This is a genomic window from Methylobacterium sp. DB0501 (assembly GCF_011043735.1).
Taxonomy (GTDB): domain Bacteria; phylum Pseudomonadota; class Alphaproteobacteria; order Rhizobiales; family Beijerinckiaceae; genus Methylobacterium; species Methylobacterium alsaeris.
On sequence record NZ_JAAKGV010000001.1, the window covers coordinates 262,292 to 273,414 of the forward strand.

Genomic DNA, 11,123 nt, shown 5'->3' on the forward strand with positions numbered 1-11,123 from the left:
CGGCCTGCCCATGACCGTCGAGCTTCAGGTCACCACCCATTACTCGTTCCTGCGCGGCGCCTCCTCGCCGGAGGAGCTGTTCTCTGCCGCCGCTCTCCTGGGCATCCGGGCGCTCGCCGTCACCGACCGCAACTCGCTCGCCGGGATGGTGCGGGCCCACGCCGCCGCCCGCACCACCGGCTGCCGCCTCGTCGTCGGCTGCCGCCTCGACCTCGTCGAGGGCTGGAGCCTGCTGGTCTACCCCACCGACCGGGAGGCCTATGGCCGGCTGTGCCGGCTCCTCACGATCGGCCGCTCGCGCGAGCGGGCGCCCCACGGCGGTTGCCAGCTGGCAATCGCCGACGTCGCCGCATGGAGCCGGGGCCTGCTCGCGGTGCTGCCGGCCGACCGGCCGGACGATACGCTCACGGAGCGCCTGGGCATCCTGAAGGCGATCTTCGGCAGGCACCTCTCCTGCGGCCTGTCGCGCCGCTTCGGCGTCAACGACCACCTGCGGCTGGACGGCATCGCGACGCTCGCCCGGGCCGCCCGGGTGCCGACCGTCGCCCTCGGCGACGTGCTCTACCACGTGCCGGAGCGCCGGATGATGCAGGACGTGGTCACCTGCATCCGCCTGAAGACCACCATCGCGGCTTCGGGCTTTTCCCGCGAGCGCCATGCCGGGCGCCACCTGCACGATCCGGACGAGACCGCGCGGCTGTTCGCCCGCCACCCGGAGGCCCTGGCCCGGGCCGTTTCCATCGCCGAATCCTGCTGCTTCTCGCTGGATGAGCTGACCTACACCTACCCGGACGAGGCCGGGGAGGACGGCCGGCCGGCTCAGGTGCGGCTGGCCGCGATGACCTGGGAGGGGGCGGCGAGGCGCTACCCGGCCGGGGTGCCGGAGGCGGTCCGCCGGCAGCTCTGGAACGAGCTCGAGCTCGTCGCCAAGAAGGGCTACGCACCGTACTTCCTCACCGTCGAGGCCATCGTCCGCTACGCCCGGAGCCAGGGCATCCTGTGCCAGGGCCGCGGCTCGGCGGCGAATTCGGCGATCTGCTGGTGCCTCGGCATCACCGCCATCGATCCGGTGGCACAGGGCCTGCTCTTCGCCCGCTTCATCAACGAGACCCGCGACGAGCCGCCCGACATCGATGTCGATTTCGAGCACGAGCGCCGGGAGGAGGTGATCCAGTGGATCTACGCCACCTACGGCCGCGAGCGCGCCGCACTGACCGCCACGGTGATCCGCTACGGCGCCCGCGGCGCGGTGCGGGAGGTCGGCAAGGTGCTGGGCGTGCCGGAGGACGTCACCGGGGCGCTCGCCCGCCTGGTCTGGGGCTGGTCGCGCGACGGGGTCGGCGAGCGCGAGGCCAAGGCGCTGGGCCTCGACCTCTCCGAGCGGTCCTTGCGGCTGACGCTGGAGATCGGCCGGGCGCTGATCGGCACGCCGCGCCATTTCGGCCAGCATCCGGGCGGCTTCGTCCTGACGCTCGACCGGCTCGACCTCCTCTGCCCGGTGGTCCCGGCCCGGATGGAGAACCGCCAGATCATCGAGTGGGACAAGGACGACATTGAGGCCTTGCGGTTCATGAAGGTCGACGTGCTCGGCCTCGGCATGCTCGGCTGCCTGCGCCGGGCCTTCGCCCTGCTGGCCGAGCATAAGCCGGAGACCAAACCGCCACGGGAGATCGCCGATATCCCGCCCGACGACGGCCCGACCTACGAGATGATCCGGCGTGCCGACACGGTCGGGGTGTTCCAGATCGAGAGCCGGGCCCAGATGGCGATGCTGCCGCGGATGCAGCCGAGAGATCTCTACGACCTCACCATCGAGGTCGCGATCGTGCGGCCGGGCCCGATCCAGGGCGACATGGTCCACCCCTACCTGCGCCGCCGCCGTGGCCTCGACCCCGTCACCTACCCGACCGAGGAACTGAAGGCGGTGCTGAAGCGGACCCTCGGCGTGCCCCTGTTCCAGGAACAGGCGATGCAGGTCGCGATCGTCGCCGCCGGCTTCAGCCCCGCCGAGGCCGACGGCCTGCGCCGGGCCATGGGCACCTTCAAGGGCGACGGCACGATCGGTCTCTACGAGGAGAAGCTGATCGGCGGCATGATCGCCAACGGCTACGACCCGGATTTCGCCGCCCGCACCTTCCGCCAGCTCGAAGGCTTCGGCTCCTACGGCTTCCCGGAGAGCCACGCCGCCTCCTTCGCCCTCATCGCCTACGCCTCGTCCTGGCTGAAATGCCGGCATCCCGAGGTTTTTTGCTGTGCCCTCCTCAACGCCCAGCCGATGGGCTTCTACGCCCCGGCCCAGATCGTGCGCGATGCCCGCGCCCACGGCGTCGAGGTGCGGCCGATCGGCATCAACGCCTCGCGCTGGGACTGCACCCTGGAGCCGGCGGGCGACGGGCGCCTCGCGGTGCGGCTGGGCCTGCGGCTGGTGCGCGGCCTCCCCAACCAGGACGGCGCCCGCATCGCCACGGTGCGCGAGGCCGACCTGTTTCGCTCGGTCGAGGACCTGTGGCGCCGGGCCGGGCTGTCGCTCAAGGGCCTGCGGAGTCTCGCCGCCGCGGACGCCTTCGCGTGCTTAGGGCTTGAGCGGCGCGAGGCCCTGTGGGCGATCCGCGGCCTTGCCCCCGAGCCGCTGCCGCTCTTCGCGGCGGCAGACCGGCGCGAGGCCGCGCCCCTGCCCGAACTCGACGAGCCGCCCGTGCGCCTCGCAGCCCTCGGGGAGGGGGCCGCCGTGGTGGCGGATTACCGCGCCGCGGGCCTCAGCCTCGGCCGCCACCCGCTCGCCTTCCTGCGGGCGGAGCTGTCGCGCGACGGCGTCTCGGCCTGCGCCGCCTTGCGCCGCCTGCGCGACGGCGCCCGGGTGACGGTGGCGGGGCTGGTGCTGGTGCGCCAGAAGCCGGGCTCGGCCAAGGGCGTGATGTTCATCACCCTCGAGGACGAGACCGAGGTCGCCAATCTCGTCATCTGGCCCTCGCTGTTTACCCGCCAGCGCACCCTGATCCTCCAGGCCGGCCTGATGGCCGCCCGCGGCCGGGTGCAGCGCGAGGGCGAGGTGATCCACCTCGTCGCCGAGCACCTGATCGACCGCTCGGACCTCTTGGTCCGGGTGGCGGAGGATACGGGCGAGCCGCTGGCGGTCGATGGCGGGCGGGGGGACGAGGCGCGGCGCGGGGGGGCGGATGCACGGGGGGCGGCGCGGCCGTTGCGGGTGGGGAGCCGGGATTTCCGGTGAAGGGTGCACTGCCGGTCGCAGCCGCTCGTGCCTGCTCGCCAGCCACGAGGCGGACGCTTGAGCTTGCCGAGCACGGCGGCGGCGTCGGGATCCGCGACGGCATGATGCTCGATTCGGCGCTGGAGCGGCCTCGGAACCGTCACGATCTCGGCGGTTGCACCGATCTCTGCGAACTTGCGGCCTGCTACGCTTTCGGCCTGGCTCGCAATCACGGTTTCCTGGACGGCAACAAGCGGGTCTCGGCCGTGGTGACCGAGCTTTTCCTCGCCCTCAACGGCTACGAGGTGACCGCGTCCGACGACGATGTCGTCAGACGTGGATGGCCATCGCCGCGGGAGAGATGACGGAGGAGGACGTCACCGCCTGGATCGGCCGCTTCGCCTCGGCTTCTCCCTAGTCCTGGACATATCGATTGCCGCTCACGGCGAGGGTCACGATCCGCGATCTCGATACCTGGGTCGAAGAGGCGCTGCGACTGCGCGCCGCGTGCAACGGCCGCTCCGTCGAGGCGGAGGCGAGGGCCCTCCTCGTCGCGACCGTCGCGCCAGCTCCGCCGCCCGACACGGTCGATCTCGCCGAGGTGATCCGCAGCCGCTTCGGGCCGCTCGGCGGGGTCGAGCTTGAGCCGCATCCGCCGGTGGCTACTGGTCGGCCGCCACGGTTCGAGGATCGATCGTCCGCGACCACGTCGTCTGATCCCGGGCGGATGCAGCCCGAACGACACCTCAATGCGCCGACACCCCCCGCGCCGGCACGATGTCGTTGGCGATCACCTCGCCGAACGGGCCGTCGTTGCGGGCCCCCGTCGCCGCCGTGCCGGTGGTGCTGCGCAAGGGGAGCTTGGGGAAGACCAGCTCGGCGAAGCGGTAGGCCTCCTCCAGGTGCGGGTAGCCGGAGAGGATGAAGCGGTCGATGCCGAGGTCGATGTATTCCTTCATCCGGTCGGCGACCTGGTCGGGGGAGCCGACGAGGGCGGTGCCGGCCCCGCCGCGCACCAGGCCGACGCCGGCCCAGAGGTTCGGCGACACCACCAGCTTGTCGCGCCGGCCGCCATGGAGCTGCATCATCCGGCTCTGGCCGACGGAATCCTGGCGCGCCAGGGTCGCCTGCGCCTTGGCGATGGTGGCGTCGTCGAGGCGCGAGATCAGCGACTCGGCCGCCTCCCAGGCGGCGGATTCCGTTTCCCGCACGATGACGTGCAGGCGGATGCCGTAGGAGAACGTCTTGCCGCGCTTCTCGGCCGCCTCGCGGGCCCGGGCGATTTTTTCCGCCACGCCGGCCGGGGGCTCGCCCCAGGTCAGGTAGACGTCGCAATGCTCGGCCGCGACCTCGATCCCGGCCGGCGACGAGCCGCCGAAATAGAGCGGCGGATAGGGCTTCTGCACGGGCGGGAAGATCAGCCGGCCGTCCTCCAGCCGCAGGTGCTCGCCTGCATAGGTCACGGTCTCGCCGGAGAGCAGCCCGCGCCAGATCCGCAGGAACTCGTCCGTCACCGCGTAGCGCTCGTCATGGCCGAGGAACACGCCGTCGCCGCGCAGCTCGACGGGATCGCCGCCCGTGACGACGTTGATGAGCAGCCGCCCGTCCGAGATCCGGTCGAGGGTCGCGGCCATGCGGGCGGCGGTCGAGGGCAGTTGCAGGCCCGGCCGCACCGCCACCAGGAAGCGCAGGCGCCGCGTCAGCGGCACCAGCGCCGAGGCGACGACCCAGGAATCCTCGCAAGAGCGTCCGGTCGGCAGCAGCACGCCGAAATAGCCGAGCTCGTCCGCGGCCTGGGCGATCTGGCGCAGGTAGGGCAGGGTGACGGCCCGCGCGCCCTCCTGCGCGCCGAGATAGCGGCCGTCGCCGTGGGTGGGCAGGAACCAGAGGACGTCGGTCTGGCCGGTCATGGGGACTCCGGGGGAGAGGGGGGCCTGTCGGCGTGCGGGGAGCAGGACGGGGACGTACCGAGCTCGACACGTCTCGACGTCATCCCGGGGCTCGGCGCAGCCGAGACCCCGGGACGACGCGGAGGGGGGCGGTTTCGTCGGGCGAATTACGTTCGCCCGTCGAGCAGATGATCGAGGATCCGCCCCTCCAGGGCGGCCAGCTCCGGGTCGCCGCGCCGGCGCGGGCGGGGCACCGCGACGGGCACGTCGAGGGCGATGCGGCCGGCCTCGACGACCAGGATGCGGTCGGCGAGCGCCACCGCCTCGGCGACGTCGTGGGTGACCAGGAGCGCGGTGAAGCCTTGCGCACGCCAGATCCGCTCGATCATCGCCTGCATGTCGATGCGGGTCAGCGCGTCCAGCGCACCGAGGGGCTCGTCGAGGGCGAGCAGCCCCGGGCCGCTGACGAGGGCGCGGGCGAGCGCCACCCGCTGGCGCTGGCCGCCCGAGAGGGTAGCGGGCCATTGCCCGGCCTTCTCGGCGAGGCCGACCTCTTTGAGCGCCGCCGCGGCCCGCTCCCGCCGCTCCGCCGCCGGGCCGCCGCGGCTCAGGCCCACCGCGACGTTGTCGAGGACCCGCGCCCAGGGCAGGAGCCGCGGCTCCTGGAACATGATCCGGCGCGGGGCCTCTCCCCCCTCGACGGCGACGCGCCCGGCGCTCGGCGTCTCGAGGCCGAGGATCAGCCGCAGCAGGGTGGACTTGCCGCAGCCCGAGCGCCCGACCACGGCGACGAACTGGCCCGCCGGGATATGCAGGTCGAGCCCGTCGATGACCGGCCTGTCGCCGTCGAAGGACTTGGACAGGCCGCGCAGGGTGAGGCCGAGGCCGGCGCCGTTGCGGGCGGTCTCCCGGACGGCCTCACGGTCGATGATCTCGCGGCGCGGGCGGGCGGGGGTGGCGGGGGCGAAGCCCTCGAACCGTCGGAGGGTGCTGGCGATCATGGAGGGGAATCCTGGACGCGGGGGCTGAGGATCAGGCCGAGCGGTAGGCCGGGTTCCAGGCAAGGCAGGTGCGCTCCAGCCGGCGGGTCGCGAGGTCGGCGACCTTGCCGAGCAGCGCGTAGATCAGGATCGCCAGCACCACGACGTCGACCAGCATGAACTCGCGCGCCTGCATCGCCATGTAGCCGAGCCCCGAGGAGGCCGAGATCGTCTCGGCGACGATGAGCGTCAGCCACATGATGCCGAGCGCGTAGCGCAGGCCCACGAAGATCGACGGCAGGGCGCCCGGCAGCACCACGCGCCAGAACAGCTCGGGTCTCGACATGCCGTAGATCCGGCCCATCTCGACCAGCTGCGGATCGACCGAGCGGATGCCGTGCAGGGTGTTGGCGTAGATCGGGAAGAACACCCCGAGGGCGACCAGGAAGAGCTTGGCCTCCTCGCCGATGCCGAACCACAGGATCACCAGCGGGATCAGCGACAGGTGCGGGATGTTGCGGATCATCTGCACGGTGGTGTCGGTGAGGCTGTCCGACAGGCGCGACAGCCCGTTGGCGAGCCCGAGAGCAAAGCCGATGCCGCCGCCGATCAGGAATCCGCTCGCCGCCCGCAGGAAGCTGACGCCGAGATTGGTCCAGAGCTCGCCGGTCTCGGCGAGGCGCCAGCCGGCGGCGGCCACGTCGAGGGGGGCGGGCATCAGCCGGGTCGAGACCAGCCCGGCCGAGCCGGCGATTTGCCAGCCGACGAGGATCGCGGCCGGCAGGAGCCAGGGGGCGAGGCGCCGCGCGGCGGCCCCGGGGGAGGGGAGAGCGAGAGCAGGCATGGAGGGGATTCAGCCGTTCTGGGCGACGGGCGTGCGCAGCGCGTCGGCGATCTTGATCGGGCGCGGGATCAGCGAGAGCGCGTGGAAGCGGTCGGCGACGCGCTGCTGCTCGGCCACCGCGCTCGGGCTCATCGGCCCGATGACGTAGTCGGTGCGGTCGACCGCCCGGCGGGTCGCAGGCAGCGGCACGCCGGTGCCCTTGGAGAGGAGCGCCGCCACCTCGCCCCGGTTGGCCTCGCACCAGCGCGCCACGCCGGACAGCGCGTCGAGCGCCGCGTCGAGCACGGGCCCACGCTCGGCAGCGAGGCTGCGATGGGCGAGGAAGAAGTTGTTGGGCTTGGCGATGTCGGTGGCGAGCGCCAGCACCCGCGTCGTCGGCTGCATCTCGGCGATGGCGAAGTAGGGGTCCCAGATCGTCCAGGCATCGACGCTGCCGCGGGCGAAGGCCGCCGCGGCGTCGGCCGGCGCCAGGGTCACCGGCTCGATGTCGCGGTAGGTCAGCCCCGCCTTCTCCAGGGCCGCGATGGTGAGGTTGTGCGCGCTCGACGCCTTGGCGAAGGCGACGCGCTTTCCCTTCAGGTCCGCGAGGGAGCGGATGGGGGAGTCCCTCTGTACCAGGATCGCCGCGCCCGAGCCCGCGGCCTCCTGCGCCGCCACGTAGGTGATGGGGCTGCCGGCGGCTTGCGCGAAGATCGGCGGCGCGTCGCCGGTCTGGCCGAGATCGATGGCCCCTAAGCTGATCGCCTCGAGGAGCGGCGGGCCGAACGAGAACTCGACCCAGGAGACGCCGACGCCGAGGGGTTTCAGCTTCGCCTCGATCGCGCCCTGCTGCTTGGCGACGACCAGGATGCCGTTCTTCTGGTAGCCGATGCGCAGGGTGTCGGAGCCGGCGGCCCGGACCGGCCGAGCGGCCGGCAGGGCGGTGCCCGCCAGCGCCGCCGCGAGGAGCGTGCGACGGTCGATCACCGGGCGCCCCCGGCGATGCGGGCAAGCGGGGCGACCGCGGCGGCGCGGGCGCCGGCGAGGCTGGCGAGCTGGCTGCCGGCTTCCGTCACCCGCTGGCGGATCGCCGCCGAATCGAGGCCGCCATCGCGAAAGTCGGGGTCGGAGGCGTAGACCGCCGTCGGCACCGTCAGCGCGGTGAAGAAGCCGAAGAGCGGCCGCAGGCTGTGCTCGACCACGAGGGCGTGGCGCGGCCCGCCGCCGGTGGCGGTGAGCGCCACCGGCTTGCCGGCCAGGGCCTCGGGCGAGACGAGGTCGAACAGGTGCTTGAACAGGCCCGTATAGGCGCCCTTGTAGACGGGGGTGCCGACCACGAGGGCGTCGGCCTCCTCCACCGCCTCGACGATGCGCCGGGCCGGCAGGGAGAGCTGGTCGCGGGAGAGCGCACCGAGGCCGGGCCCGGCATCGACGAGATCGAAGATCCGCACCTCGACCGGCAGCCGTACGGCCGCCTCGGCGGCGACCGCCTCGACCAGGGTGCGGGTCTTCGAGGGCCGCTGGATGTTGGCGGAGAAGCCGACGAGGCGCAGTCGCGTCATGGAAGGGTCCGATCCGGAGGTCAGGAGCAGCGGCACGGCCGGGGCGTCGCAGCCCCCGTGCTCGATGCCGCTTACGATGCGGCCGGATCCGAGATCAGTCAATGAAATGAGATTTTAAATGAGCGTATAGCGGGAGTTGATCTTGCTATGGCGGCACAAGAAGAGAGAAAATGTCGCTTCCTTCCCGATGAAACATGAGACAATCGCGGACGATCCGAGGTGCGTGCCGTTGACGGGGCTTGGATCATGGGGATCGGGCACGGTGCCGAGGGTCGCGCCCGTCGACGCCGTCGGCCGGACCGGCACCGCCGACCCCGGATGCCGCGCCGCAACCGATCCGGCTTTTCAAAGCATCGCCCGGGGATTAAACCCTCGGATCGAACGTATATAGGATAACGAGGCGCTTATATGGGAGCGCGGACCGCCCAACGGAAGGCTTGGCAGGAGAAAAATACTCGCGCTCGACCGGCCCGCGGACGATCGACACCGCCGCGGCATTGCGGTAATCGACGGCTGCGCGGATGCACCACTTCAGCATTCCGCCAGAGAATTTGCCAGGGGCCCCCGACGATGTTCAACATGTTCAAGTCGCAGACCTCGCTCGACCTGACGCCGCGGACCTGCCTCGCGGTCTCGCTGATCTACTGCATGAGCGCCGACGGCGAGATCGACCCGGAGGAGGTCGGCCACCTGATGTCGGTGCTCGGCCGCAGCGCGACGCGCCAGCAGCTCGAATCCGCCGTCAAGTACGCCCGCTCGACCCAGCCGGCCCAGTTCCTAGCCGACGCGGCCCCGCGCCTGCGCCCCGACCAGCGGCTCTGCATCATCCTCAACATGATCGACAGCGCCATGGCCGACGGCGAGGCCGAGCCGGCCGAGCAGCAGCTCATCATGCAGTTCTCGCAGGCCTTCGGCCTGTCGGAGAACGACCTGACCCCGTACTTCAAGGCCCTGGTGGCGAAGAACGACCGGGCGGTGCTGGATCGGTGAGAGCAGGGCCGGGCGTGGTCTGATCCGCTCGGCTTCCGGAATAGGCGCGCGTCCCCCCTCTCCCCGCAGGCGGGGAGAGGGGGGACGCGCGCGATCGTCGTGCGAGCATGAACCCCGGTCGAGGCGCGTATCTCCCCGAGTTCGGCCCCTCATGCGATTTCCGACTGATTGCCTCGCAATGCGGAAATCGGCGTCGCTCAGACGCCGCGCGGGCTGGTGATACGAAATCCGGACGTGATCTTCCGGATTTCGTATCACACCACCGGATTCAACAGCTCCTCCCCCCGCCGCAGCCGCCCGAGATTCTCGATGAGCAGGTCGACGACCCGGCCCTCGTAGAGGTTCGTCTCCCCGGCGCTGTGGGGCGTGACGATGACGTTCGGCATCCCCCAGAACGGCGCCTCCGGCGGCAGCGGCTCCTCGTGGAAGCAGTCGAGGCCGGCGCCGGCGATCCGGCTGTCCGCGAGCGCACGCGCCAGGGCGTCCTGGTCGACCACCCGGCCGCGGGCGACGTTGATCAGCAGCGCGTCCGGCCGCATCGCCGCGAGCGCCGCCTCGTCGATCAGCCCCTCGGTCTCCGGCGTCAGCGGGCAGGCGAGCGCCACCACGCCGGCCTGGGCCAGGGCCTCGTGCAGCCGGTCGGGGGAGAACACCGCCGCGACCGGGTCGCCGGGCTCGATCGGGCGGCGGCGCAGGCCGATCACTCGCATGTCGAACCCTCGCGCCAGCCGGGCGATGCGGGTGCCGATGCGCCCGAGGCCGATCACCAGCAGCGTCCGCCCGCCCAGTTCGCGCTCGCGGAGGGCCGGGTCGGCGATCATCGGCCGCCACGTCGCGGCGGCCTGGTGGCGCAGCGCCTCCGGCAGATGGCGGGTCAGGCCGAGCATCAGCGCCAGCGCGTGCTCGGCCACCGCGCGCTCGTTGCCGCCTTGTGCGCTGGCGAGGCGGATGCCGCGCTCGCGCAAGGCGTCCTTCGGGAACTGGTCGGTGCCGGCGCTGATCGACTGGATGAAGCGCAGGCGCGGTGCCCGCTCCAGCAGGGAATGGCGCCAGAGCCCCGAGACCACCAGCACCTCGGCCTCCGCGACCGCGTCGTCCAGCGCCGCGAGATCGCGCACCTCGACGAAGGGCTGCGGCGCGCCCCTGGCCGCGTAGGCGTCGCCGAGGCGATAGGCGGCGTGGGCGAGGACGATGGGGCCGGAGAGGGTGGGGGCGGTCATCGGCGGGCGGCTCGGGCGCGTGCGGGGAAGCGGGGCCGCGGGAGTTCACACCGGGGTCGGGCAGGAGGCAAGCCGTAACGCCACAAACGGAAGCCCGCCCCCGCTTGCGCAGGGACGGGCTTCGCCGGCTCGCGAGAGACAGGGTCCCGAACGGGGCGGAACGGGACCCCGGCTCGATCAGCGGCCGTAGACGTAAGGCGCGGCCGGGGCGTAGCCCGGGGGCACCTCGCGGACCAGCACGCCGCGGTCGCCACGCGGATAGACGACGACGCTGCCGGTGCTGTCGACGGCCGGGGCGCCGCCCGGGGCGCCGTAGGCGCGCTCCGCGCCGGCCAGCGGGCCGCCGGCCTGCGAGCCCGAGCGGTTGTAGGGCGAGCCGCCCTGGGCGAAAGCGGGGGCGGCGGCGACGGTCAGCAGGGCCGCGGCGAGGGCGAGGCGGGTCTTCATTGGA

The 11,123-nt window shown here is 72.3% G+C and carries 10 protein-coding genes and 1 pseudogene; 4 read left to right on the forward strand and 7 right to left on the reverse strand.

Annotation, left to right across the window (positions count from 1 at the left end; all coding sequences use genetic code 11):
- Positions 1-10 precede the first annotated feature (10 nt).
- The 3 genes and pseudogenes from G4G93_RS01215 to G4G93_RS36670 all read left to right on the forward strand — a co-directional run.
- The gene (locus tag G4G93_RS01215) at positions 11-3,229 is read left to right on the forward strand and encodes an error-prone DNA polymerase (protein WP_165080477.1); all 3,219 of its coding nucleotides are present in this window, start codon (positions 11-13) and stop codon (positions 3,227-3,229) included.
- The gene (locus tag G4G93_RS01220) at positions 3,226-3,573 is read left to right on the forward strand and encodes a type II toxin-antitoxin system death-on-curing family toxin (RefSeq protein ID WP_312891609.1); all 348 of its coding nucleotides are present in this window, start codon (positions 3,226-3,228) and stop codon (positions 3,571-3,573) included. The genes G4G93_RS01215 and G4G93_RS01220 overlap by 4 nt, the downstream gene beginning before the upstream one ends.
- Positions 3,574-3,641: 68 nt before the next feature.
- Positions 3,642-3,755, forward strand: a pseudogene (locus tag G4G93_RS36670) (FitA-like ribbon-helix-helix domain-containing protein); the annotation flags it as partial.
- 199 nt (positions 3,756-3,954) lie between these two features.
- Here the strand turns inward: G4G93_RS36670 and ssuD are convergent.
- The 5 genes from ssuD to msuE form a co-directional block, all read right to left on the reverse strand.
- Complete coding sequence (gene ssuD / locus G4G93_RS01225; RefSeq protein WP_165080479.1) at positions 3,955-5,118, reverse strand: FMNH2-dependent alkanesulfonate monooxygenase; 1,164 nt, start codon at positions 5,116-5,118, stop codon at positions 3,955-3,957.
- A 146-nt stretch (positions 5,119-5,264) separates the two neighbouring features.
- Entirely contained in the window at positions 5,265-6,098 is an 834-nt protein-coding gene (locus G4G93_RS01230; RefSeq protein WP_165080481.1) for an ATP-binding cassette domain-containing protein, read from the reverse strand.
- A 31-nt stretch (positions 6,099-6,129) separates the two neighbouring features.
- Positions 6,130-6,921: an aliphatic sulfonate ABC transporter permease SsuC gene (gene ssuC, locus G4G93_RS01235; protein ID WP_165080483.1), complete on the reverse strand. Its 792-nt coding sequence runs from the start codon at positions 6,919-6,921 to the stop codon at positions 6,130-6,132.
- Between the two features lie 9 nt (positions 6,922-6,930).
- Positions 6,931-7,887: an aliphatic sulfonate ABC transporter substrate-binding protein gene (locus tag G4G93_RS01240; RefSeq protein ID WP_165080485.1), complete on the reverse strand. Its 957-nt coding sequence runs from the start codon at positions 7,885-7,887 to the stop codon at positions 6,931-6,933.
- Positions 7,884-8,462 carry an FMN reductase gene (gene msuE / locus G4G93_RS01245; protein WP_165080487.1) on the reverse strand — a complete coding sequence of 193 codons (579 nt, stop codon included), beginning with the start codon at positions 8,460-8,462 and terminating at the stop codon, positions 7,884-7,886. The genes G4G93_RS01240 and msuE overlap by 4 nt, the downstream gene beginning before the upstream one ends.
- 579 nt (positions 8,463-9,041) lie before the next feature.
- On the opposite strand from msuE, the gene G4G93_RS01250 reads away from it, so the two are divergent.
- A complete protein-coding gene (locus G4G93_RS01250; protein ID WP_246736465.1) occupies positions 9,042-9,452 on the forward strand; it encodes a TerB family tellurite resistance protein in 411 nt (136 codons plus the stop codon).
- Positions 9,453-9,706: 254 nt separating this feature from the next.
- On the opposite strand, the gene G4G93_RS01255 is transcribed toward G4G93_RS01250, so the two are convergent.
- Positions 9,707-10,672, reverse strand: coding sequence for a D-2-hydroxyacid dehydrogenase (locus G4G93_RS01255; RefSeq protein WP_165080491.1), 966 nt, complete (start codon positions 10,670-10,672; stop codon positions 9,707-9,709).
- A 177-nt stretch (positions 10,673-10,849) separates the two neighbouring features.
- Positions 10,850-11,119 (reverse strand): hypothetical protein, encoded by a 270-nt coding sequence (locus G4G93_RS01260; protein WP_165080003.1) that lies wholly within the window; start codon positions 11,117-11,119, stop codon positions 10,850-10,852.
- Between the last annotated feature and the right edge of the window lie 4 nt (positions 11,120-11,123).

What these genes read in the sequence shown, in the direction of transcription:
- G4G93_RS01215 (WP_165080477.1), top strand. Translation starts at nt 11, where the DNA reads ATGACCGTCGAGCTTCAGGTCACCACCCATTACTCGTTCCTGCGCGGC.
- ssuD (WP_165080479.1), bottom strand. Translation starts at nt 5,118, where the DNA reads ATGACCGGCCAGACCGACGTCCTCTGGTTCCTGCCCACCCACGGCGAC.
- G4G93_RS01230 (WP_165080481.1), bottom strand. Translation starts at nt 6,098, where the DNA reads ATGATCGCCAGCACCCTCCGACGGTTCGAGGGCTTCGCCCCCGCCACC.
- ssuC (WP_165080483.1), bottom strand. Translation starts at nt 6,921, where the DNA reads ATGCCTGCTCTCGCTCTCCCCTCCCCCGGGGCCGCCGCGCGGCGCCTC.
- msuE (WP_165080487.1), bottom strand. Translation starts at nt 8,462, where the DNA reads ATGACGCGACTGCGCCTCGTCGGCTTCTCCGCCAACATCCAGCGGCCC.
- G4G93_RS01250 (WP_246736465.1), top strand. Translation starts at nt 9,042, where the DNA reads ATGTTCAAGTCGCAGACCTCGCTCGACCTGACGCCGCGGACCTGCCTC.
- G4G93_RS01255 (WP_165080491.1), bottom strand. Translation starts at nt 10,672, where the DNA reads ATGACCGCCCCCACCCTCTCCGGCCCCATCGTCCTCGCCCACGCCGCC.
- G4G93_RS01260 (WP_165080003.1), bottom strand. Translation starts at nt 11,119, where the DNA reads ATGAAGACCCGCCTCGCCCTCGCCGCGGCCCTGCTGACCGTCGCCGCC.